The following is a 22,937-nucleotide window of genomic DNA, read 5'->3' on the forward strand; positions in this document are numbered from 1 at the left end:
TCCACAAAAAGTATGGAAGGCCTGCCTTCGGCAGGAATTAAGTTTTGTCGGTGGTCAAGATACCGTTCCGCTGGTCAGCATCTCCGGAATACACAAAAGCAATTTCAACAAAAGAATTAGGATACAAAGTAGGAGAAATTGAGTTAGAAGAGGGCGATTTTTGATTTAGAAATAAAGTTATGGCTGAAAAGAAAGGCTGACAGTTTAATTCTTTGAGACTTAAATCATAAAAAGGCTTTCAGGATTGCCGAAAGCCTTTTTATGGTAGCATGGGGTGGCAGATTATTTAGCAAGATGTTATATGAAGACTTAATGCGTTTAGTGATTTCAATGAACCTCATTTTGGCACCATAGATTTTCATACAATACTACATATAGTATAAATAAAATGTAATGCCAAAATTCCGCTTGGGAGATGACCTTTGCCTTAATTACTTTTATAAAGATTGAACGCGCCAACCATCATTGGGCCCCCTTCGGGTATATGCAATGGAGGCGGTTGAGTTCTTGTTTTAAAATTTTGAGGGGTTTTAGAACATATTTTATTAAAATCGCATGTTTCGCATTTTTGAGGATGCGGTCGCATAGGAAAATCTTCATTAATAATGCCTCTTGCAGCCCATTCCAAGTTTTTAATGGCGGCATCGAGTGCCATGTCATTCACAGGAATGGCGATACGTTTACCGTCTTTAAGCAAATGAACATATCCTGCCTTCGCGATTTTCCCTAAAACATCCTTTGCAGCCCGAGCATAAAGCTGAACTTGTAAAGAGAGGTTTTCCCAGTCTAGTTTATCGTTTGTATGCGGATCTTCTCCACCTTCTATCGTCTTAAAATCAACAACGCATGCATCAACAATTTCTCCTTTCGTATTTTGTTCAATCATTAAATCGATAGCACCAGATATTACTGCATCTTTCAGTGGAATTTCAAACCTAGCTTCAACCTGGCGCTTAGACTCAAAGTCACTGGCGAAATTTTTGGCATAGTTTCCGACAACTTCAGCAGCTCTGTTTTTCGCCCGTTCATAGGGGCCTGGAGAACTTATCGGGTCCTTGCTTGGATAGACATGCTTTAAATGAAAAAGATCTTTCGCTATGTCTTGAGCCTGTTGCTCTGCAGGCGCTGATCCCCTGTAAACTTCATGCAATTTCCCTACAGCAGCATGGACACTCATCCCAAAGCCAAACATTTCAGTGATAGGAGGGCTGAAACCATATGCTTTGCGAAATTGATAGTTTTTAGGGCAGTTGAGATAATATTTTACATCCGAATAGCTAGTTGGTAGATTACTTTCATCGAGCCGGCGTTCCGGTTGGCACTTTTTAAGGTTGGTGATAGAACCATTTGTATCTCTGGAAATTTCATTGTGATTTAATCGCAGTGTATAGTATTCTTTTTTGGTCTGCCGTCCACCAGGAAGCAACTTGGAGCCGGTCACATATAAATATCTCTCTGATCGTGTGATTGCTGTATAAAACAAACGGGCATATTGTTCAGGAGTATTGCAATACGCTCCTTTACCAATCGAACCGTTCAATAGAGCATGAGGCAGCCATCCATTGTAGGAGCCACGATTACCGGGAAATCTTCCCTTCTCCACATCAACAACAAAAACGACGGGAAATTCCAGCCCCTTCATTTTATGAACAGTCGAAACTGTAACTGCATCGGGTCTGAGTACGATCTCATATGTAGAAGCCTCGTATCCGCTTTCCGCAACGTTTTCGAGAAAATTCAGAATTTCTGTAAACCGACGCTGGGAATCTACACTGACGAAGACCGCTTCAACATCTTGTATTATACGACTGAAAACGCCTATTCCAAGCATTGTTACATCACTCAGACTCAGTGTCTTAAGATTGAAGGCATCCAGAAGGTCGTAAACCAAATTTTGTGGGAAGACCCTTCGCCGGCTAGCTTCTGTAGGGCCATGTACCTTATGTCCCCAATCATTAAGTGTTTTGGCGAATTTTTGGAAATCTGCAATGGGATATGCAGGTAGGACAAATTGGTCAAAACACACTTTTGCCATTGTTCTATCCGGATTTCCATCCCGAAGTAGAAGGAAGCTTTCCTTTAAAGCAAGAACATGTGGTTGTCTAAAGATGCCGCCGCCAGATTCTAGTGTATATGGAATACCGGCTTGCTCAAGAAGATTTGTGAAAGCCGTGTGCCGACTGGTTCCGTCTTGTTCATCACCACCTGTTGAATACATAAGTATGGCGAAGTCAGCCGGTGTAAGTCCACGAACTTTAACACCGCCTTGACCGTCGCTTTCATGATATTCTGTTCCTAATAACTCATTTATTTTCGAAACTACCCATTCAGTTTCGTCCGGACGTTCATCGAACCATAGTACTCTATAGTCACGTGTGCCTGTTTTGGTTAGTGCAGTAGGAGCTTTTGATAAACGGGTTGCTCCAAGCTCTTGACAGGCGAACGCGTTGGCGGAGGATACTATTGCTTCGGTACTCCTATAATTCACATTTAAAGTATGGGATGCGGCATTCGGATAACGGGTGCCAAATGTAAGTATTCTCGTAACGTCAGCTCCCCTGAAGCCATAAATTGATTGATCGTCATCTCCCACAACGAACAAGGTTTTGCTGCTTTCTCTCAATTTGGAAATGAGCCTATCTTGAACCGGGTTTATATCTTGATATTCATCAACAAGCAGGTGTTCAAGATCTGATATGGCACTGAGCGCGTTAAGAGAACCGGCTTCAAGGCGATCCACTACAATTCTTTGCATAGAGGAGAAATCCATAAAGCCGTCCCTATCCAAAGCGGCCTTTAGCACTTCCAGAAATTCCCCAATAATGGGATCATGTATTTTTATATCATTGATGGAAAGCATCTCCTCATTGTGTACCGACCAAGCATGACTTAGTTCATCTATAGCCTGGAAATACCGAGCGCCTTTAGCGTCTCTCACTTTATGACAGCCAAGTTGAGGATATCTACTGATTAAATAAAGTTTTAGTCGGTTGTCATCTAAAACTTCAAATTGTCTATACCGTGCATCAATTTGTCCGAGGAGATGTTGGCAATATGAATGGATCGTGCCGATATACATACGGCCCAAAACATTTGGATCAATTCCACATTTCTGCAATGCACCAGCTACGCGTAGTTTGATAGAATCCGCCGCCTTTTCTGTAAAGGTAAATGCAACGATCCCTTCTGGTTTAGCTTTCTGTTCAGCCAAAAGCCATGCTATGCGATAAGCAAGTGTCCTAGATTTACCCGATCCGGCACAGGCAAGCGTAAGGACTTCGCCAGCTGTTTCAACGGCGGCCTTTAGCTGCTCGCCGTTTAGTTCGTTTGATAGTATCTTTTGTACTGAGGTCATTGTGGTTATTTCTCTTTGAAGTTATCAGTTTTGCTAAATTTATCGCATGAGCTTTTGCGAATGCGGGTGGAAATGCGTTACCTATGAGTTGTGCAACGGGATATTTGCCGCAATTTATATCAAACTTATAGTTTTTAGGAAATCCTTGAATGAGCGAGGCTTCCCGTAAAGTAATGGCTCTATTTTGTTCTGGATGAAGAAATCTTCCTTTGGATGGATTAATACATCCCCCTGTCATTGTGGGAGCAGGCTTTTCCCAATGCATTCTTCCATACACATCCTTGAATCCATCTGTTTTTGTATGACACGCTAAAACCAATTCTTTCGGCAGTTGCGACCTGCTACCTCCATTTTGTGGTATATGTGCAATCATTTTAATTACTTTACTGGATCGGGTTTCTTCATAGTCATGTAGAGGGTCCTTTCCTAAACCCGGCCGGTGCAATTTGCCGATAGCGTCTTTTACTGTTGTTTTTCTATTCGTTTTTTTTGCAAAAATTGGGGTGCCGGTAAGAGCCGCAATAAACACGGTTCTTTTTCTATGTTGTGGAACACCAAAATCCGCGGCGTCAAAGACATCATATTTGGTTTGATACCCTTTTCCTTTTAAATGGTTTTCAAAAGTTTTTATACGTTTATCTTTTGCCAAACCAGGAACATTTTCCATCATTATGCACTTGGGTTTAAAGGCGTCAACAAACTTTATAAATTCAAAAAGTAAATCGTTCATCGGTTCGTCGATTTTTTTTGAACCGTTTTTAGTACGCAACGTTGAAAATCCCTGACATGGGGGACAGCCTGCAAGTAAATCCAAATCCCCCTCTTTTAAACCAAGGGTCTGCATCAGTTCTTTCGGGTCAACGGAACGTATGTCCTTTTCCAGTAGGTGCGTATTTTTGTGATTAAGGCGGTATACCTTTGCAGCCAGTTTTTCATTTTCAACCGCGGCAATGATGTTAAATTTGGCTTTTTCTAAACCAATACTCAATCCCCCACAACCTGAAAATAAATCAATGGCAAGCATTTGTTGTCCCTGCATAAAAAATAATTCCAATGATGAGATAAAATCTCATATTGTTGATGGAAAAGAAAACTCTTTTCAACATAAACTGAGAATTTCTCTCTATTTAATAATTTAAGTCTATTATTAATAATGATATCAACAATACAATAGATAATGACAGATCACCTGACACCTAAACGACGCAGCGAGAATATGGCCGCTGTCAGGTCCAAAGAGACCCAGCCAGAGCTAACTGTGCGGCGAATGCTTCATGGGTTGGGATATCGTTACAGGCTTCATGACACTAGTTTACCGGGGAAACCAGACATAGTATTCAGGAGTCGGAAAAAGATTGTCTTTATTCACGGTTGTTTCTGGCACCGGCACCCAGAATGCAAATACGCTACTAGCCCTAAAACAAATATCGGTTTTTGGAATGAAAAATTCGAAAAAAATGTTCGGCGTGATAAGCTTGTTCAGTCTCAGTTGTTAGTAATGGGATGGGAAAGCCTTATCATTTGGCAGTGTGAGTTAAAAAATCCTGAATTGTTAGTTCATAAAGTAGTTGAATTCTTAATGTAAAGTCATGAAAAAGAGCAGCCTAAAGACTCCTAACAACCATATCGTTTTCAGGACAGCCGCTCTGGCGGTTCCGCTATTGGCCTTGTCAATAAGCTGGTAGAGGAACTTGGTGTCAACTTGATTTAGATATGCACAGGCCCATCAACTAGAACAGAACTTGGGAAAGCTGCCATCTATTAAAGCCTGTATCACGCATACAAGCAAAATCTGGGACGTAAAGAAATCATCATTTCTTTTATGCAGGCGCATTTAAAGGACGGGAAACGCTTTGGCGCTTGCCTGGTAGGGTATCATCATTACGGGCTGCGTGTTCGTAATGAAAAATTCTTGAGCCTTACACAACGCATTAAGATCAATAAAGATGGAAAATTGCTGAAAGAGGCATGGCAATGGAGATTATCCTGTCTCTATAATGATGCGCAGATCCTTGCCAAACTGGAAGCCCGCGGCCTGAAGATCACCAGAAATTGAGCAAGATTTGGCGCACCCGTTTTACTGCTGCATCTTGATTAATAAAATGATCGAAGCACTAGTCCAAGGCACAGACCTGCCATTGTCCGTCAGGAGGATTTTATCAAAATCCAGCGCATTCTTGACTGCGACATGGCGGGTTGTCAGCATAACAAAGAAAAACAAATGCGCCCCTTACCCATCTGCTGAAATGTAACGATTGCAAGGGACATGGTCGGTTACCGTATCAAGAAAAGAAACTTGCATTATTATCGTTGCCAGAAATGCAAAGGGGCTGTGTAAAACTCTATCATATCACGTTTTGCGCTACGCAAAGGAGCTAATGATCTGTTTCGGGGTTATCTTGACAGTTATTCCGTCCCGAATATGCCATCGCGCCACTTGTCTCCTTGCAGCTTATAAAACTGTTTAATCATTATATAATGGGAATAGCCAGAATAATGATGAAGAATTAAAAAGCAACCGGCATCATTTGAAAAGAAGTCAAAGGAACTGAAAATTCGTCAATGGTCCGGTGGATATTGATAAAGAAACCTATGATCTGACAACCGACCATTTAAACCAGCAAATGCAGCAAATTCAGAAAGAACTGAAGGCCATTGCACCGACTATATCTAACCTTGAGAAACTGATTAAAAATTCTTTGGAAAAGTTACAATAATTGCGGCTGGCGTGGAATTTCAGCGATTTGGAAAAACAAAAGATGTTTGCAAATGAAGCTATTTCCGGGAGGATTTATTACAACGCGAAAAATCACCAATATCTAACCACCAAGATAAATGAATTCGTTCCGTAGGTGCTTATCTGAGATCAAGTTGAAAACCTGGGGTTTCGTGTGATCAGGTCACGGCGACGCATATCCACTTTTAACGCGGAACAATACATATCAAAATAATCCATGCCAGGCTGGTAAATTAAAGCATATTTGAGAATGTTCCTTAACCTGAAAGAAACCATTCATAAACCGTGAAGCCGTTTTTTATGTAAGCAGCAATTCCCTTATAGTTGGATTCCCCGGCAAACTTCTTACTATCACAATGACTTTACCGCCTGCAGGCAGCGCGGTGATCTTATAATGCCAATCAATCCCGTTCCGGCCCGAAAATGCACGTCCACGCTCGGTAATAACACCGTCGGCGTTTATTACCCTTACCTCCACTTCTGCTACCCTAAACTCGTTTTGGGCAGTCACTACAACCTCATCGCCTTCCAATCTTATATTTTGGACTTCAGGACTGCGGTAAGCATCCTTCACTGCTATATTATAAGCATTTTGCCCCGGCCCTGCCAGCGACTGATAATAAGCCTTTATCTGCGGATCTTCCAGCATTATCTGCGCACGCATCGAAGCAATGGTCATCTTATGCCTGGCTTCCAGCTGCTTTTGTGTAGGCTTTTTCTTTGAAGGGCCGCGTTTCTTCGCCATAATGATCTGCCCGTTCCTTTCATAGATCGTGATCTGTTTGCCGAGGGTACCCCGCACCAGTTGCATGAGGATATTGTCTTTAACAATGGCCATAAAAAGGTCGTTTTGAGGTTATAATTACAACGTTACTATATCTGTTCTCAAAGGTACGTATAACTATACTAAAATGTCGTTAAAAGGTCATTTAAAGGTCACTTCAATATCGATTTGATATATAAATGCCCTTTAAATATCCTTTTGGTAATCTTTTAGTAAGCTTATATGAAGCCGATAGATAACGTATTCGAGCACTGTATAAGGATTAACTATAGTTGGGGAGTCTATTATTCTGATGTGGGAAAATTGCAGGATTGTCAAAACCATCCGGTTCAGGACTGCGATGCAAGGGGTAACGGGATAGAATTTATCTTGTTTGGGCGTTCTGAAATTTACGCTGAACACGCAAATCCCAGGGTTTTCAACTTGATCCGTTATAAGTGTGATGCATTCTAATGTAAAGAATGTAAAAAGGCTTCCAAGCGTATACCTGAAAGCCTTTTCAAAAGTGTAGCCGGAACGGGTAAATTATCTAACAACCATCCTGAGATATTAAACTTCGAATGCGGCTATTTTTCAACTTCAAATTCAACAGGACCTGTTACTGAAATCAATCCTCCCTCACTCGCATCTTTAACATATTGTTCATCTTTCCCAGTCTTTTTGTTCTTCACAATTTTATATTCAACTGTCAACTCATATCCAAGTGACTTGTCTTTAACTAGTTCTTCGTTAAACAGGTTTTTACTTTTCAAGACCCTTTGTTTCCCGGTTTTGTCCTCACGAAGTACTACCTCATACTCACCAGTTGATAGTTTTTTTTGTGAAATAAACTGACCTTTGACAAGCAATAATTTTGCCTCTTCAGCTATTTTTTCTTCTTCCATAAGATGAATTGCATTACCACAGGCAAATATGTTTATATTATCAATCAGATGGCTTTCCACGGGTGATAATGAAGTATCCACCCCCATGTCCTTAAGCTCATCAGCGAATTTTTCAGCAATGATTTTAAAACAGGTATCTATTGCTACCGAAGGTTTCTTGTTCATGTTTTGTTCTGAAAAACAATCACAAAATTCATTAGTCATCATACTTTTATAAACAGCCCTGTCGGCAGGACTTATAACTTTGTGAGATGTTTGTTGTTGGGCATTTGTTGCAGTTTCTTTGCAAGCAGAGAATAGTACCAAGAGGAGTAACGAAAGGTATAGTGTTTTCATAGTGAGGTTGTAAGTAAATAAGCAGATAATTCTAAATTGGGCTATACAGCAAAAAAGGCTTAGAAACAATTTCTAAGCCTTTTTACCAGTGTAGCGAGATCGGGAGTTGAACCCGAGACCTCAGGGTTATGAATCCTGCGCTCTAACCACCTGAGCTACCTCGCCAATTCCACCGTTCCACTCGTCCAAAACGGGAGTGCAAAGATAATGGCTCTTTTCCTAAAAGACAAGAGCTACCCTTAAAAAGTTTATAATATTTAATAAGACAACAATTCTTTCATTGCTGCGGCTACCTTTTCAGGATTTGGTAACATCGCATTTTCCAAGATTGTATTGATCGGAACTGCCGGCAGATCCAGCGCTCCCAGTGTAAACACCGGGGCATCGAGCGATTTAAAACATGTACGTTGAATACGGCCTGCCAGTGCTTCAGCAAATGAATTGTTCAATTGCTCTTCTGTTAAGACAAGCACTTTACCATGTTTCTTAACAGTTGTAAAGATCAATTCTTCATCAAGCGGAAACAGTGTACGCATATCGATGATCTCTACCTGACCTGGAAAATTTGCGGCTGCGGCTTGTGCCCAGTATACGCCCATACCGTAAGTAATAATGCAGAGCGTATCTCCTTTTTTCACATCACGGGGATGGGCTTGTTGAACGATCCTTCCTTTGCCTAGCGGTATCACATAGTCCGCGTCCGGTTCTACGGTAATAGCGGCCTGAGTGCCTGGCACTTTACTCCAGTAAAGACCTTTGTGCTCGAGCATCACTACGGGATTGGGATCAAGGAAGGCTGCCTTCATCAAGCCTTTCATGTCAGCGGCATTAGAAGGATATACTACTTTGATGCCTTTGATGGTGAGCAGGGTGGATTCCACGCTACCGGAATGGTAAGGACCACCACCACCGTATGCGCCAATAGGGACGCGTACGAGTGTCTGCACGGGGAACTTTCCATTACTCAGGTAACAGGATTTGGAGATCTCGGTCACCAGCTGGTTGAAGCCGGGATAAATGTAGTCAGCAAACTGGATCTCTACTATGGGCTTAACACCCACAGCTGAAAGGCCGGCGGTCGAACCAACGATATAGGCTTCCTGGATGGCAGTGTTGTACACCCGGTTATCGCCAAACTTTTCTGCCAGCGTAGCTGCTTCCCGGAATACGCCTCCGAGCCTGCGACCTACGTCCTGACCAAAAAAGATAGCTTCGGGGAACTGTTGAAGGATCTCCTCTACCGCGTGCAGGGCGGCATCTACCATCATGACCTTATTACCGTTGGATGGGAACCTGTTACCTTTTTCAGTGGTAACAGCTGCCGGAGCAAAAACATGATCTCCTACTGAAGATGCAGCAGGTTCAAATGCTTCTTTTGCCCGGTCGAATTCGAGACTGATATATTTTGGGGTGTCTGACTCTATTCCTGACAGATCTTTCTCCAATACTCCTATCTCCAGTAACCGCTGACGTAACAGTGGTATTGGATCTTTTTCGGCATGCAGCGCCAGATCTTCTTCCGTGCGGTACCATTCCTTCCGCACGCCAGAGGTATGATGTCCTAACAAAGGCACACAGGCATGTACAAGGATCGGCTTGCGTTCCTGCCGTACATAACTGATAGCCGCTCCCATTGCATTGAAACACTCCTCGAAATTGCTACCATCTACACGCATGCGTTCCATGCCCTTAAAGCCGGCCGCATACTCATAAGCGTCCATTACCCGGGTTTCGGCAGAACTGGCTGAAATACCCCATTCATTGTCCTGTACAAGGTATATAATGGGTAGTTCCCATAATACAGCACTCTGCCAGGCCTCACTCACTTCTCCTTCCGTTACGCTGCCATCGCCGAGGGAACAAAGCACTACGGGCGCTTCCCCGTTCGGGCCTGTTCTCAAAGAAGCAGCGCCTATTTTTTCCAGATACCGGACACCTTGCGCCATGCCAGTGGCAGGGATCACCTGCATGCCGGTAGCACTGCTCTGATGCGGAATGACCGGCTTCTCTTCGTCCAGGCTGCTCGGGTGACTGTAATAAGAGCGTCCGCCGGAAGCGGTATCATCTCTTTTAGCCAACAATTGCAGCATCAGTTCATAAGGCGTGAATCCCATGGCCAGCAGCATGCTGTCATCCCTGTAATAAGGACTGGCATAATCCCAGGGCTTCAGTTGCATACCGGCTGCTATCTGAATAGCTTCATGACCGCGGGAAGTAGAATGTACATATTTACAGATATTGCGGTTAGCTTCGTAGGTGGCCGCCATCTCAGCAGCCTGACGCATGAAGCGGTATGCCTTTAATAGTGTTACCTGCTTGCCGGAAGACCGCTCCTTACCGGGAACAGCAGCTTTTAAAGTTGGTACACTTATACTATCTTTAAACACGTAAGATTGTTTTGGTGGTTAGACTATTTAGTTGCTACTACAACTATTGCTATTGCAAATTAACAAATATGACTGATACTTTTGTAAGCAATCCGTCTTTTTTTAAGTTGGACGCTACCTTAAAAAGGATACGGAATTACTGGCAAAAAACCTTTGACGCCCATAAAAAAGATATTACCGTAGACCAGTGGTTACTTATTGAAAACCTTCACAAGCACAAGAAAATTACACACAATGAGCTTGCCAGATTGACTTCAAAAGATATTACCACTGTTTCCCGTATTATTGAATTGCTGGTTAAAAAGGAACTTGTTGTCAGGGAAGGCTCCCCGCAAGACCGCCGTAAGGTATTCCTTCAGCTGACCACTAAAGGCCATGAAAAATATAAAGAGGTAAGACCCCTGGTATTGGACATGCGAAAAACGGGATGGACGGGATTAACTGAAGAAGACTATTCCGAACTGACCAGGATACTTGATGTGATCTATAATAATATCCCCTGAGAGCTATCACTTTGAATTGAAGACTACCCGCAGGTCCTGACCATGAAGTAACTATTCGCAAATCTGTCATCGACGTAAACTATCTGCCAGCTTCTTAATTCTCTGATTACATTCCCCGGATAGTAGTTCTGCCAGCTTATATACTGTACTGCATCATGCGGCAGGGAAACCGTTGCCTGTATAAAATAAAAAAACGCTTAACGCAGGATGTTACCTGTTGCGTTAAGCGTTCAATATAGATGTCCGTAATTATTTTATCATAAACTCCAGCAGACTGTCGTTTTCAATAAATGCTTCCAGTGTGTCCCCTATCTCAACTGGGCCCACACCTGCGGGCGTACCAGTGAATACCAGGTCGCCGATATTCAGGGTGAAGAATTTAGAGATGTAGGCGATCAGGAAATCAAAAGAGAACAACAGATCTTTTGTATTGCCCTGCTGCATCAGTTCCTTGTTCTTATAGAGGCAGAAATTGATATCTTTCTTGTCCAGCTCCGGTGTAATGGGGATAAACTGTCCTACCACTGCAGAGTTGTCAAAAGCCTTTGCTATTTCCCATGGTAACCCTTTCTGCTTTTGTTTATCCTGCAGGTCGCGGGCCGTAAAATCAATACCGATGCCTATCTGGTCATAATACTTGTCGGCAAATTTCTCCTGGATATGTTTACCGTTTTTACTGATACGTAATACCAACTCACATTCATAGTGAAGATTGTCGGTAAATTCAGGATAATAAAACGGATGGTTGTTCTGCAACAATGCATTCTTCGGCTTCATGAAAATCACTGGTTCAGTTGGCACCTCGTTTTTCAGTTCCTTTGCATGATCAGCGTAATTTCTTCCGACACAAATAATTTTCATGACAGGTGTTTCTTGGTTTTAAGGTTAAATGAACGGATCATATCTGATTGCGTAAATTTATTACTAATAAGGATAGACCAAGGTATTAAAGATATTCATGGTACGTGGCAATCCAACTGCGGCAAAACTCTCGATCACTTCCACACATTTCCCCAACTTTGCCATCACAACAGCCCATTCTTCGTTGTTCCACTTGCCCAACACAAACTCTACCTGCCTGCCTTTGGGAAAGTTATTTCCAATACCAAAGCGCAAACGTGGATATTGATTAGTACCCAGTAATTCCTGAATACTTTTCAGTCCGTTCTGGCCAGCATCACTGCCGCCTGCACGGAGACGTATTACTTCCAATGGTAGTGCCAGATCATCTACTAATACCAGTATATTTTCCAGTGGAACTTTTTCCTTGTCCATCCAGTACTTTACAGCCTTACCACTCAGGTTCATGTAAGTGGTGGGTTTGATGACCACAAAAGTGCGGCCTTTCCATTTCACTTCAGCCACATCAGCCAGCCGGTCAGCCCGATAAGAGCCGCCGTGCTTTTCTACAAAAGCATCTGCAATGTCGAACCCTATGTTATGGCGTGTATGTTCGTATTCTGTACCTATATTACCTAATCCTACTATCAGGTACTTCATCGGATTACAATTTTAAAACCAGAGCCTGTATCACGCCCTACCCTGTAAATACATACGAAGGGCAGCAATACGTAATGCAGGGCAAAAATAGAAAAAGTCCCGTCCTGGACGAGCCGGAACGGGACTTTTTGCAAAATATTCTGAAGAAACTATTTCTTTTTAGCGTCCTGAGCTTCTTCCTGACGCAGCTGACGGGTCATTACTACGGAAGCGATAGGAATACGCGGAGAGTTCAGGATCTCGATGTTCTCAGCAACAACGTCTTCTACACGGATGTTACCGTTCAGTTCCAGTTTGTCGATGTTTACTTCGATATTCTCACGCAGGTGTTTAGGCAGTGCCTTTACCTTCAGCGCCTTGATCTTTACTACCAGTTTACCACCGGCTTTAACACCTTCGGACTGACCGGTAATTCTGATTGGCAGGGTAACAGCAACTGGTTTATCTTCTACCAGTTCCAGGAAGTCGATGTGTGCCAGTTCGTCTGTAACAGTGTCAAACTGTTTGTCTTTCAATACACATCTGTAAGTCTTAGCACCCAATTTGATTTCAGCCAGCTGAAAATCAGGAGTGTAGATCAGGTTCTTGAAAGATGTAGCCGGAGCTGAAAAGTTTACGGTTTCCGCACCCCCGTAAATAACACAAGGCACTTGTCCCTCAGAACGTACCTGGCGGGTGGCTTTTTTGCCAAATTCGCTCCTGAGTTGTCCTTCGATTGTTATCGATTTCATTGATTAAACATTTATGGTTGTTATAAATAATGCTTGTTCTTACCTCCTGTGACTATGAACGAACAGGTTTGTAATAGACCTGTTTTCGTGCATATTCCGGATAGCTACTGCGAAGAGGTCGGCTACACTGATCACCTTGATCTTTGAACTCTGCTGTTTCAGCGGCATCGTATCACAGATCACCAATTCTTCCAACACTGAGTTTTCGATATTCTCGAAAGCCTTACCACTCAACACAGGGTGTGTACAAAACGCCCGTACACTTCTTGCTCCTTTCTCTTTTAACAGGTTAGCCGCCTTTGTCAATGTACCTGCCGTGTCGCAGATGTCATCTATCAAAACAATATCCCTGTCCCTTACATCACCTATCACCACCATGGAAGCGATCTCATTCGCACGTTTACGGTGCTTGTCGCAGATCACCATTTCAGCATTGAAATAGGCCGCTACCTCCCTTACCCTGTTAGTGCTACCCACGTCAGGGGACGCAAAGGTAAGATTTTCCAGCTTTAAATTCTCAATGTAGGGGATGAAAATTGCGGAACTGTCCAGGTGGTCCACCGGGATATCGAAGAAACCCTGGATCTGCGGAGCATGTAAGTCCATGGTTATCACCCTATTGGCACCTGCAGAAGTTAACAGATTAGCTACCAGCTTGGAGGCGATGGCCACCCTGGGTTTGTCCTTTCTGTCCTGCCTGGCGAAACCAAAATATGGTATCACAGCGGTTATGTAACCTGCGGATGCTCTTTTAGCTGCATCGATCATCATCAATAACTCCATGAGATTGTCGGAAGGAGCATTGGTGCTTTGTACCAGGAAAACATAATCGCCACGGATACTTTCCATATAAATTGGCTGGAACTCGCCATCGCTGAACTTCTGAATGGTCAGCTTACCAAGACCGTTACCGTAACGCTTTGCAATTTTTTCTGCAAGAGCTGTATTACTGTTCCCTGTGAAAATTTTTACTGATGGTTGCATGGATTATAAGAAAGAGGTTGCAAAACTATGCTTTTTGAAGTACGTATTCTGATTTTTTTAGGCATTATGCCTGACAGTAAACGATTCGACTATTTCATCAATAGATAATGCGGTTATTTACAAGATATTACATTCACAGACTGCGCTGAGTTCCTTATTGGATATGTAATTTAAATTAAAATTGGGGGGAAGTGAAAAAATTCGGGAGGAAGGAATATATTTGCTAATATTTTTAGCAAAATGACAGTGATAGTTAATCCACAAAACCACGTTCCGATCAAACATTGGGCTGTCGATGACCAGCCACGGGAAAAACTGATCAATAAGGGCTCTGCCGCTTTAAGCAATGCTGAATTATTGGCTATCCTGCTCAATAATGGCCACGGTCAGAAATCTGCCCTTGACCTTGCCCAGGAAGTATTACGGGCCTCTTCCAATAATCTCAGCGAAATGGGCAAGCTGAATATTCAGCAGCTAAAAGAAATACCAGGCATCGGCATTGCAAAGGCTTGTACTATCGTTGCCTCTATGGAGCTTGCACGGCGCAGGCAGGCCGGTTACATGCACGTTAAAAAGACCATCCGCAGCGGCGCCGAAGCAGCACTTTATTTTAAGCCAATATTAGCTGATTCCAATCATGAGTCATTCCACGTGCTTTACCTCAACAACGCCAGCCGTGTAATACAACATCGCTGCCTTAGCATAGGCGGGGTAACCGGTACAATTGTAGATGTCAGACTCATTTACCAGGGCGCATTACACCTGGGTGCCACACAAATTTTACTCTGTCACAACCATCCATCCGGCAATTTACGTCCCAGCAAAGCGGATATCGCCATCACAAAACAAATCCAGCAGGCCGGCCATTTGCTGAATATGACAATGCTAGACCATATCATAGTTTCTGAGGCCGGTTATTGCAGTATGGTAGAAGAGCGTTTCATTATATAACTTTTGTATATAATCATCTCTTTTTCCTTACATTCGCAATTATTTTATTATCAAATAGTAACATGCTCAAAATAGGAATCTTCGGTGTGGGGCACCTGGGCAAGATACATCTATCCCAATGGGCCACTATGAAAGACGTAGAAATAGTCGGTTTTTTTGATCCAGGTAATGCAAATGCCGATAGTGTAGCTCAACAGTACCAGATTCCGAGATTCGCCTCCGCGGAAGAATTGATACAAGCATCAGACGCGATAGACATCATCGCTCCTACTACACAACACTTCAAATTATGTGAACAGGCTATCCGAAATGGTAAACACATCTTTGTGGAAAAGCCGATGACCAATACAATGGAAGAGGCCAAAACACTGGTGAAGCTGGTGGAAGAAGCCAACATCAAATTCCAGGTAGGCCATGTAGAACGCTTTAATCCAGCCTTCCTTGCCCTCAAAGGACATGAACTGAAACCCATGTTCATTGAAGTGCATCGCCTGGCTGAATTCAATCCCCGCGGTACAGATGTAAGTGTGATCCTCGACCTGATGATCCATGACATTGATATCATTCTGAGCATCGTACAATCCACCGTCAATCGTATCTCTGCCAGCGGCGTTGCTGTCATGAGCGATACTCCCGACATTGCGAACGTAAGGATAGAGTTCCATAATGGCTGCGTTGCTAACCTGACCTCCAGCCGCATCTCTCTGAAGAAAATGCGCAAAATGCGCCTCTTTCAGAAAGACGCCTATATCGGGATCGACTTCCTCGACAAAAAGACGGAGATCATCAAACTGAAAACTCCGGAAGATGAAGGACTGTTTACCCTGGACATTGATACCAATTCCGGTAAAAAAACCATCGCTATCGATAATCCGGAGATCAAACAGGTGAACGCTATCCGCATGGAACTGGAACTGTTCCGTGATAGTATCCTCCTGAATAAACCGGTTCCTGTTAATGCAATAGACGGATTACAGGCAATGGAAGTTGCCCACCAGATCCTGTCAAAAATTAACAAGAGCCTGTCTTCAGACGTAGCTCAATAATTATAAATCCTTTTCTTTCAATAATGCGCTGGCAATTGTCAGATCAAGCGGGCGCGTGATCTTTATATTGGCTTCTTCACCGGGTACCAGGTGTACGCGATGTCCCTGCCGCTCAACTACTGTCGCTTCATCCGTAAATAACGGATCATAAGGCAGGTCAAATGCAGGCAATAGCCACTCCGACAAAAACGTTTGAGGGGTCTGTATAATCTTGAACTGTTCGCGGTTTACCGCTTTATTCTCTTCTCCTTCCACCTGCCGTACGCTATCTTTCATATCGATGACAGGAATAGCGCTTCCTTTTGTCAAAGCCGTTTCATAACAGGTACGGATCAGCGAAGTACTGATCAGCGGACGCACACCATCGTGTACAAACACGACTGAAGGCGTTTTAACTTCCTGCAAACCATTCTTCACAGAATGAAAACGTGTCTCCCCTCCCTTTATCAGGGTGATCTGACCGTTTCCGTTAAACTCATGCAACCAGGGTTCAACATATCCGAAATGTACTTCCGGCAATACCAGTACGATCTGCATATCATTGAAAGCACTTGCAAATGCGTTCACCGTATGCCATAATACAGGCTTTCCCGACAGCTCCAGGAACTGTTTGGGTATTGTGCTTCCCATACGGGAGCCTGAACCGCCGGCTACTATGATCGCTATCTTATTACGTTGTTCCATAAATGGCCTTACATGAATAGTCCTGTCCCGCATGATACGAGACAGGACCTTTTCAATAATTCTTTTACGCTTATATGATCAGCATGGCGTCGCCATAGCTGAAGAAACGGTATTTTTCTTTAATCGCCTGCTGGTAGGCTTCCATCACCAGATCATATCCTGCGAATGCGCATACCATGATCAGGAGGCTTGTTTTAGGCAGGTGGAAGTTTGTAACCAGTGCATTTGGAATAGAGAAATCGTAAGGTGGATGAATGAATGTGTTCGTCCAACCTTCTGCTGCTTTCAGCAGGTTCTGTGCGGTTACGGAAGATTCAACTGCCCTTACGGTTGTAGTACCGATAGCGCAAACCTTGCGGTTATCTTCCTTCGCTTTGTTGACAATCTTAACAGCATACTCGTCGATGTTGAAATACTCTGCATCCATTTTGTGTTTGCTCAAGTCTTCTACCTCGATAGGACGGAATGTACCTAAACCGGTGTGCAGTGTTACTTCTGCGAATTTCACGCCTTTGATCTCCAGACGTTTGATCAGTTCACGGCTAAAATGCAGACCAGCAGTCGGAGCTGCTACGGCGCCTTCATATTTAGCGTACACTGTCTGATAACGTTCCTTGTCCTCATCTTCCGGCTTACGTTTAATGTATTTAGGCAGTGGCGTTTCACCCAGGGTGTCGAGCACCTGCTTGAACTCATCATCATTACCTTCGAACAGGAAACGGATCGTACGGCCACGGGACGTGGTGTTATCAATTACCTCTGCTACCAGCGATTCATCATCGCCAAAGTATAACTTGTTACCCACCCTGATCTTACGGGCAGGATCTACGATTACATCCCACAAACGGTTCTGCTTGTTCAGCTCACGCAGCAGGAAAACTTCAATCTTTGCACCAGTCTTCTCTTTACGTCCATAAAGACGCGCAGGAAATACTTTGGTGTTGTTCACCACCATTACATCCTTATCATTGAAGTAGTTGATAATATCACGAAAAACTTTGTGTTCTATCTTTCCGGTGGCTCGGTTTACCACCATCAAACGTGCTTCATCTCTTGTCTTGGAAGGGTGCTGTGCAATCAGATTTAAAGGCAGATCGAATCTAAACTGTGATAGTTTCATATTACGGTATGAATAAATTTAAAGGCTGCAAAGGTATTGATTATTATACAATCTATCAAAATTGATTATGGTAAGATTGCAGTTCACAAACTTACGCATAAATATTTTTAGGTATGGAATTAATTAACTGCTTTGTATATGCACTCTGCGGATTTTCATAGACTTCTACTGCCCGACCTGCTTCTTCGATCCGGCCTTTGTTCATTACCATCATCCGGTCGCTGACAAAACGTACTACGGACAGATCATGTGAAATAAAGATACTTGTAAATCCGAATTCTTCTCTTAACTGCATCAGCAGATTGAGCACCTGTGCCTGGATGCTGACATCCAACGCAGCTACCGATTCATCACAGATGATAAATGAAGGATCCAGCGCCAGCGCCCTGGCTATTACAATACGCTGCCGCTGTCCGCCGGAAAACTCATGTGGATAACGATGATAATGCTCCGGTAGCAGATTTACTTTTTCCAGCAGCTCTTTCACCCGCTCCCGCCGGCCGGCCTCATTGCCATACAAACCGTGCACTGTCATCGGTTCCTGGATGGCCTGTCCTATTGTTAAACGGGGATTGAGAGAAGAATAAGGGTCCTGGAAGATGATCTGGATGTCTTTACGCAGGTCCCGCAGCTCGGCTGCCGGCAAACTCGTAATGTCCCTCCCTTTGTAAAGAATGCTCCCGGATGTAGGCTCAACTAACCGCAATAAAGTCCTTCCCAGGGTGGTTTTGCCACAACCTGACTCTCCCACCAGTCCCATCGTTTCTCCCTCCCTCACATCAAAGCTGACACCGTTCACTGCTTTAGTCCACGAAAGTACTTTCCCGAAAAAATTCTTCCTGGCCGGGAACCAGGTATGCAGGTCCTTTACCTCCAGCAGCGCCGGACGTTGGGATAATTGTTGTTCTCTGTTGTTGATAATATCGGCGGGGATTTCCAGACTATGGACGAATGTTTTTATTTCCTGTGCCTTTTCCACAATATTGCCTTGCAGGTCCACTTCCATAAAATCCCGCGTTACGGGAAGCCTGAACAGGCGTTTGTCGAGCGGTGGCCGGCAAGCCAGCAAGCCCCTGGTATAGGGATGTTGCGGACGGGTGAACAATTGCTGAACAGTACCTTCTTCCACAATACGGCCCTTATACATGACCGCTACCCTGTCTGCTATTTCGGCAATAACGCCCAGGTCGTGCGTAATAAAGATCACACTCATACCTGTTTGACGTTGCAGCTCTTTCAGCAATTCCAGGATGGTTTTCTGAACGGTTACGTCCAGTGCTGTAGTCGGCTCGTCAGCTATCAGTAAACGAGGCTGGCAACTTATGGCCATGGCGATCATGACCCGCTGCTTTTGGCCGCCGGACAGCTGATGAGGATATCTTTCCATCAACAGTTCCGGATCCGGCAACCGCACCTGTTTAAACAAAGCCAGTGTTTGCAACCTGGCCTCTTCCTTGTTCATTTTTTTGTGCAACAGCAGGGACTCCGTTACCTGCTGACCGCATTTGTGCAGCGGGTTCAGGGACGTCATCGGTTCCTGGAAGATCATGGCGATCTCATTACCACGCCAGGAACGCATTTCAGGTTCGGATAAACTGACGATGTCCTGTACCGGCACCTTACTGCCACGCAGCTGGTATTGCAGACTGCCGCCAGTTATTTTACCAGGGCTTTGCAACAGGCGCATGAGCGATAATGCGGTAACAGATTTTCCGGAACCGGATTCACCCACAATACCGACAATCTCACCCGGCATAATGTCCAGTGAAATATCGTTGACAGCTTTTGTACCGTCAAAAGAAACCTCCAGATTCCGGATGGATAATAATGGTTGCTGCATATTGAGAAAACGGTCTAGAACCGCAGGTGCTTTACTGTCTGGTGACTGTTAATCAGGTTTTTCAGAGAGTCGATACCGATCCGGATATGTCTCTCTACATATTCGGTGGTCACTTTCCTGTCGCTTTCCTCTGTTTTTACACCTTCAGGGATCATCGGCTGATCGGACACCAGCAATAATGCACCGGTAGGGATCTTATTAGAAAAACCAACGGAAAAGATAGTGGCAGTTTCCATATCGATGGCCATTGCTCTTATCTTCTCAAGATAGCGTTTAAACTCAACATCATGTTCCCATACCCTGCGGTTAGTACTGTAGCAGGTACCTGTCCAGTAGTCGCAACCATATTCACGAATGGTGGTGGAGAGTACTTTTTGCAGTGCGAACGACGGCAGTGCAGGTACTTCCGGTGGAAAGTAGTCGTTAGATGTACCTTCACCACGAATAGCCGCAATAGGTAATATCAGGTCGCCGATGTTATTTTTCTTTTTCAATCCTCCACATTTACCCAGGAACAACACTGCTTTAGGATGGATAGCGCTAAGCAGGTCCATCACCGTTGCTGCGGAAGGACTTCCCATCCCAAAATTGATGATAGTGATGTCATCGGCAGTGGCACATTGCATAGGTTTTCCGCTGCCGATAATTTCGGTGTTATGCCATTCTGCAAAGTAAGTGAGGTAGTTACTAAAGTTGGTCAGGAGGATGTGGGAGCCGAAGTTCTCCAGCTTTTCTCCCGTGTAGCGAGGGAGCCAGTTAGCGACAATTTCTTCTTTTGTCTTCATAGCCTTTTGGCAAACGAATATACGGAAAAATCTCCGATCTACCTGCGTCACTACGGTGTTAAGACGCTGTTACGTCCTATAACCTATATGCCTGTAATAACGGCGTAGCGTGCCTATAGGTTATAGAATATATCCCGGAGATATGCTGGACGGGGGCTTTCAGCACGGGAATCTATCCGCTATCTTTGCGGAATGATCGCTATTGAATTTCCCAAGCCGGACTTCAAAATTGTACAGGAGAAGGACAAAACGCTCATTTTCGACCGTTTCCGTAAAAAGTATGTGGTACTGACACCGGAGGAATGGGTGCGACAGAACTTCCTTAATTATCTGGTAAATACACTGCAATACCCCGCTTCCCTCATTGGTATTGAGAAGGAAATATACCTGGGAGAGCTCCGCAAACGCTGTGATATTGTTGTTTATAACAGGGACATGCAACCCTGGATGATCGTGGAATGTAAGGAAATGGACGTTCCGCTGACACAGACTACCCTGGAACAGATCGTTCGTTATCATATGGTATTGCCCACGGCCTACCTGGTTATAACCAATGGTGTAAACACCTTCTGCTGCCAGCATATGGTGGATGCACAACAATGGCAATTCATTACTCAACTACCTCCTCATTTGTAATGCTATTTTAACATGGCTTATTTTTACATCACCCGTCAATGGCGTATATCTGCCTGAAAGCAGTATCATGGCTACTGTATACCCGAAGTATACCAGGAGTTAAGGTGGAGATGAGGTGGACTTGAGTTGGACTTAAAGAGGAGCTAAATGGGAGAATATAATATAGAAAGAGGGCGTACCTTATAAAGATACACCCTCTTTTGTAAACTTTTATATTGATATGAAATCAAGGGAAAATACCTAACTGATCGTAGGCTGCCCCCACTTTATCAATAGCACAAACGTAAGCGGCAGTACGCATATCATGAATATCCTTATGATTTACCATAATGGTACGCACTTCATGCAGGGCTGCGTGCATGGTTTCTTCCAGACCAGAATATACCAGGTCAACTTCATCTGCACCATGTGCAATGAATTTCCTTTCTCTTTCTGATACTGATTTTCCGGTAAGGTCTTCGATCACACCGAGGATGTGAATATTCATATTCTCGTCGAAGCGTTTGCCCAAACGGCCATAACGTACATGGCTCAGGTTTTTCAACCATTCGAAGTAAGAAACGGTCACACCACCGGCGTTAAGGAACATATCCGGTACAACGATCACACCTTTCTTGTTCAGGATCTCATCTGCTTCTGGTGTAATAGGCCCGTTAGCGCCTTCACCTATAATCTTCGCCTTGATACGCGGGGCGTTATCCTTATGGATCACGTTTTCCAGTGCAGCAGGGATCAGGATATCACAATCCATCTCCAGGCCTTCCTCATTTTTTGCCAGTGTTTTGGCTCCCGGGAAGTTAACGATAGAACCTGTTTCACTTCTGTGTTTCAGTACAGCATCCGGATCCAGTCCTTTTTCGCTGTACAGTGCTCCATCCCATTCGATCAGACCTACGATGATAGCACCTGCTTCATGGAAATATTTAGCGGCATGGTAACCTACGTTACCTAAACCCTGTACGATCACTTTCTTACCGATGATACCTGGTTCAAGGCCGATACGCTGCATGTCTTCCTTGATGTTACAGAGTTCCTGCAAGCCAAAGAACACACCAAGACCGGTAGCTTCTTTACGACCACGTACACCACCTTGCGATACAGGTTTACCGGTCACACAACCGTAACCATCGATCTCGCCCGGACGGAGACTCATGTACGTATCCAGGATCCAGCTCATTTCCCTTTCACCTGTACCATAGTCAGGAGCGGGAACGTCTACGCCTGGTCCGATAAAGTTCTTTTTTACCAGTTCCGCTGTGTAACGGCGGGTAATGTTTTCCAGCTGGAATGGGGAATAGTTACGTGGATTGATCCTGATGCCTCCTTTAGCGCCACCGAACGGAACGTTCACGATAGCACATTTATAGGTCATGAGGGCGGCTAACGCCATTACTTCATCCTGGTTTACGGCATCGCTGAAACGGATACCGCCTTTACAAGGCAGTTTGTGGTGAGAGTGTTGAACGCGGTAGGCTTCTATTACTTCGATCGAGTCTCCAACGCGTACCGGGAATTTAATACGGTACACAGCGTTACAGGCCTTGATCTGTTCAAGAATCCCTTTTTCCCATTTCGTGAATTTTGCGGCTTTGTCAAAACTTCTTTCTACGCTTTGAAAGAAGTCATAATGTTGCTCTTGCGCCATAGACAATTGTTTTGGTATAAATATGTAGA

Annotated in this window: 20 protein-coding genes and 1 tRNA gene; 6 read left to right on the plus strand and 15 right to left on the minus strand. The window is 44.0% G+C overall.

The window, feature by feature from the left end; all coding sequences use genetic code 11:
- Nucleotides 1-427: 427 nt before the first annotated feature.
- Together C7475_RS31130 and C7475_RS31135 are read right to left on the minus strand one after the other, a co-directional pair.
- On the minus strand, nucleotides 428-3,355 hold the full coding sequence (locus tag C7475_RS31130; protein WP_110057350.1) for an ATP-dependent DNA helicase: 2,928 nt from the start codon (nucleotides 3,353-3,355) through the stop codon (nucleotides 428-430).
- A complete protein-coding gene (locus C7475_RS31135; RefSeq protein ID WP_110057351.1) occupies nucleotides 3,291-4,394 on the minus strand; it encodes a DNA cytosine methyltransferase in 1,104 nt (367 codons plus the stop codon). Before C7475_RS31135 ends, C7475_RS31130 begins: the two co-directional genes overlap by 65 nt.
- Nucleotides 4,395-4,532: 138 nt before the next feature.
- On the opposite strand from C7475_RS31135, the gene C7475_RS33610 reads away from it, so the two are divergent.
- A complete protein-coding gene (locus C7475_RS33610; RefSeq protein ID WP_110057352.1) occupies nucleotides 4,533-4,940 on the plus strand; it encodes a very short patch repair endonuclease in 408 nt (135 codons plus the stop codon).
- A gap of 237 nt (nucleotides 4,941-5,177) precedes the next feature.
- Nucleotides 5,178-5,411: a hypothetical protein gene (locus tag C7475_RS31145; RefSeq protein ID WP_110057353.1), complete on the plus strand. Its 234-nt coding sequence runs from the start codon at nucleotides 5,178-5,180 to the stop codon at nucleotides 5,409-5,411.
- Nucleotides 5,412-6,390: 979 nt separating this feature from the next.
- Here the strand turns inward: C7475_RS31145 and C7475_RS31150 are convergent.
- From C7475_RS31150 to C7475_RS31165, 4 genes are all read right to left on the minus strand, one after another.
- A complete protein-coding gene (locus tag C7475_RS31150) occupies nucleotides 6,391-6,930 on the minus strand; it encodes a hypothetical protein (protein ID WP_110057354.1) in 540 nt (179 codons plus the stop codon).
- 512 nt (nucleotides 6,931-7,442) lie between these two features.
- A complete protein-coding gene (locus tag C7475_RS31155; RefSeq protein ID WP_110057355.1) occupies nucleotides 7,443-8,096 on the minus strand; it encodes a hypothetical protein in 654 nt (217 codons plus the stop codon).
- 91 nt (nucleotides 8,097-8,187) lie between these two features.
- A tRNA-Met gene (locus tag C7475_RS31160) sits at nucleotides 8,188-8,261 on the minus strand.
- 92 nt (nucleotides 8,262-8,353) lie between these two features.
- Nucleotides 8,354-10,483, minus strand: a complete 2,130-nt coding sequence (locus tag C7475_RS31165; RefSeq protein WP_233260028.1) for a thiamine pyrophosphate-dependent enzyme — start codon at nucleotides 10,481-10,483, stop codon at nucleotides 8,354-8,356.
- Nucleotides 10,484-10,551: 68 nt separating this feature from the next.
- Between C7475_RS31165 and C7475_RS31170 the strand changes: the two genes are divergently transcribed.
- A complete protein-coding gene (locus tag C7475_RS31170; protein WP_110057356.1) occupies nucleotides 10,552-10,986 on the plus strand; it encodes a MarR family winged helix-turn-helix transcriptional regulator in 435 nt (144 codons plus the stop codon).
- Nucleotides 10,987-11,235: 249 nt separating this feature from the next.
- Here C7475_RS31170 and C7475_RS31175 read toward each other — a convergent pair whose 3' ends face one another.
- The 4 genes from C7475_RS31175 to C7475_RS31190 all read right to left on the minus strand — a co-directional run bounded on the left by C7475_RS31175 (nucleotide 11,236) and on the right by C7475_RS31190 (nucleotide 14,201).
- On the minus strand, nucleotides 11,236-11,847 hold the full coding sequence (locus tag C7475_RS31175) for a fumarylacetoacetate hydrolase family protein (protein WP_110057357.1): 612 nt from the start codon (nucleotides 11,845-11,847) through the stop codon (nucleotides 11,236-11,238).
- A gap of 63 nt (nucleotides 11,848-11,910) precedes the next feature.
- Nucleotides 11,911-12,486 (minus strand): aminoacyl-tRNA hydrolase, encoded by a 576-nt coding sequence (gene pth / locus C7475_RS31180; protein WP_110057358.1) that lies wholly within the window; start codon nucleotides 12,484-12,486, stop codon nucleotides 11,911-11,913.
- A 149-nt stretch (nucleotides 12,487-12,635) separates the two neighbouring features.
- Nucleotides 12,636-13,217, minus strand: a complete 582-nt coding sequence (locus C7475_RS31185; protein ID WP_110057359.1) for a 50S ribosomal protein L25/general stress protein Ctc — start codon at nucleotides 13,215-13,217, stop codon at nucleotides 12,636-12,638.
- A gap of 39 nt (nucleotides 13,218-13,256) precedes the next feature.
- Nucleotides 13,257-14,201, minus strand: coding sequence for a ribose-phosphate pyrophosphokinase (locus C7475_RS31190; RefSeq protein ID WP_110057360.1), 945 nt, complete (start codon nucleotides 14,199-14,201; stop codon nucleotides 13,257-13,259).
- A gap of 240 nt (nucleotides 14,202-14,441) precedes the next feature.
- Here C7475_RS31190 and radC point away from each other — a divergent pair, with 240 nt between their 5' ends.
- Both radC and C7475_RS31200 read left to right on the plus strand, forming a co-directional pair.
- Nucleotides 14,442-15,152 (plus strand): DNA repair protein RadC, encoded by a 711-nt coding sequence (gene radC / locus C7475_RS31195; protein WP_110057361.1) that lies wholly within the window; start codon nucleotides 14,442-14,444, stop codon nucleotides 15,150-15,152.
- A gap of 62 nt (nucleotides 15,153-15,214) precedes the next feature.
- The gene (locus C7475_RS31200) at nucleotides 15,215-16,198 is read left to right on the plus strand and encodes a Gfo/Idh/MocA family protein (RefSeq protein WP_110057362.1); all 984 of its coding nucleotides are present in this window, start codon (nucleotides 15,215-15,217) and stop codon (nucleotides 16,196-16,198) included.
- Here the strand turns inward: C7475_RS31200 and C7475_RS31205 are convergent, their stop codons facing one another.
- From C7475_RS31205 to C7475_RS31220, 4 genes are all read right to left on the minus strand, one after another.
- Entirely contained in the window at nucleotides 16,199-16,882 is a 684-nt protein-coding gene (locus C7475_RS31205; protein ID WP_110057415.1) for a 2-C-methyl-D-erythritol 4-phosphate cytidylyltransferase, read from the minus strand.
- A gap of 70 nt (nucleotides 16,883-16,952) precedes the next feature.
- Entirely contained in the window at nucleotides 16,953-18,002 is a 1,050-nt protein-coding gene (queA, locus tag C7475_RS31210; protein WP_110057363.1) for a tRNA preQ1(34) S-adenosylmethionine ribosyltransferase-isomerase QueA, read from the minus strand.
- A gap of 91 nt (nucleotides 18,003-18,093) precedes the next feature.
- Nucleotides 18,094-19,842: an ABC transporter ATP-binding protein gene (locus tag C7475_RS31215; RefSeq protein ID WP_110057364.1), complete on the minus strand. Its 1,749-nt coding sequence runs from the start codon at nucleotides 19,840-19,842 to the stop codon at nucleotides 18,094-18,096.
- 14 nt (nucleotides 19,843-19,856) lie between these two features.
- Nucleotides 19,857-20,627, minus strand: a complete 771-nt coding sequence (locus tag C7475_RS31220) for an AMP nucleosidase (RefSeq protein ID WP_110057365.1) — start codon at nucleotides 20,625-20,627, stop codon at nucleotides 19,857-19,859.
- A gap of 192 nt (nucleotides 20,628-20,819) precedes the next feature.
- Here C7475_RS31220 and C7475_RS31225 point away from each other — a divergent pair, with 192 nt between their 5' ends.
- A complete protein-coding gene (locus C7475_RS31225; protein ID WP_110057366.1) occupies nucleotides 20,820-21,263 on the plus strand; it encodes a type I restriction enzyme HsdR N-terminal domain-containing protein in 444 nt (147 codons plus the stop codon).
- 226 nt (nucleotides 21,264-21,489) lie between these two features.
- Here C7475_RS31225 and C7475_RS31230 read toward each other — a convergent pair whose 3' ends face one another.
- On the minus strand, nucleotides 21,490-22,908 hold the full coding sequence (locus C7475_RS31230; RefSeq protein ID WP_110057367.1) for a Glu/Leu/Phe/Val dehydrogenase: 1,419 nt from the start codon (nucleotides 22,906-22,908) through the stop codon (nucleotides 21,490-21,492).
- Between the last annotated feature and the right edge of the window lie 29 nt (nucleotides 22,909-22,937).

The sequence above is a fragment of the Chitinophaga sp. S165 genome, from assembly GCF_003182155.1.
In the GTDB taxonomy this organism is placed as follows: domain Bacteria; phylum Bacteroidota; class Bacteroidia; order Chitinophagales; family Chitinophagaceae; genus Chitinophaga.

Excerpts from the sequence above, each read along its gene's own strand:
- C7475_RS31220 (WP_110057365.1), bottom strand. The coding sequence starts at position 20,627 with ATGAAGACAAAAGAAGAAATTGTCGCTAACTGGCTCCCTCGCTACACG.
- C7475_RS31230 (WP_110057367.1), bottom strand. The coding sequence starts at position 22,908 with ATGGCGCAAGAGCAACATTATGACTTCTTTCAAAGCGTAGAAAGAAGT.
- C7475_RS31170 (WP_110057356.1), top strand. The coding sequence starts at position 10,552 with ATGACTGATACTTTTGTAAGCAATCCGTCTTTTTTTAAGTTGGACGCT.
- queA (WP_110057363.1), bottom strand. The coding sequence starts at position 18,002 with ATGAAACTATCACAGTTTAGATTCGATCTGCCTTTAAATCTGATTGCA.
- C7475_RS31145 (WP_110057353.1), top strand. The coding sequence starts at position 5,178 with ATGCAGGCGCATTTAAAGGACGGGAAACGCTTTGGCGCTTGCCTGGTA.
- C7475_RS31200 (WP_110057362.1), top strand. The coding sequence starts at position 15,215 with ATGCTCAAAATAGGAATCTTCGGTGTGGGGCACCTGGGCAAGATACAT.
- C7475_RS31215 (WP_110057364.1), bottom strand. The coding sequence starts at position 19,842 with ATGCAGCAACCATTATTATCCATCCGGAATCTGGAGGTTTCTTTTGAC.
- C7475_RS31185 (WP_110057359.1), bottom strand. The coding sequence starts at position 13,217 with ATGAAATCGATAACAATCGAAGGACAACTCAGGAGCGAATTTGGCAAA.
- pth (WP_110057358.1), bottom strand. The coding sequence starts at position 12,486 with ATGAAGTACCTGATAGTAGGATTAGGTAATATAGGTACAGAATACGAA.
- C7475_RS31225 (WP_110057366.1), top strand. The coding sequence starts at position 20,820 with ATGATCGCTATTGAATTTCCCAAGCCGGACTTCAAAATTGTACAGGAG.
- C7475_RS31190 (WP_110057360.1), bottom strand. The coding sequence starts at position 14,201 with ATGCAACCATCAGTAAAAATTTTCACAGGGAACAGTAATACAGCTCTT.
- C7475_RS31205 (WP_110057415.1), bottom strand. The coding sequence starts at position 16,882 with ATGGAACAACGTAATAAGATAGCGATCATAGTAGCCGGCGGTTCAGGC.
- radC (WP_110057361.1), top strand. The coding sequence starts at position 14,442 with ATGACAGTGATAGTTAATCCACAAAACCACGTTCCGATCAAACATTGG.
- C7475_RS31175 (WP_110057357.1), bottom strand. The coding sequence starts at position 11,847 with ATGAAAATTATTTGTGTCGGAAGAAATTACGCTGATCATGCAAAGGAA.
- C7475_RS31155 (WP_110057355.1), bottom strand. The coding sequence starts at position 8,096 with ATGAAAACACTATACCTTTCGTTACTCCTCTTGGTACTATTCTCTGCT.
- C7475_RS31135 (WP_110057351.1), bottom strand. The coding sequence starts at position 4,394 with ATGCAGGGACAACAAATGCTTGCCATTGATTTATTTTCAGGTTGTGGG.
- C7475_RS31150 (WP_110057354.1), bottom strand. The coding sequence starts at position 6,930 with ATGGCCATTGTTAAAGACAATATCCTCATGCAACTGGTGCGGGGTACC.
- C7475_RS33610 (WP_110057352.1), top strand. The coding sequence starts at position 4,533 with ATGACAGATCACCTGACACCTAAACGACGCAGCGAGAATATGGCCGCT.
- C7475_RS31130 (WP_110057350.1), bottom strand. The coding sequence starts at position 3,355 with ATGACCTCAGTACAAAAGATACTATCAAACGAACTAAACGGCGAGCAG.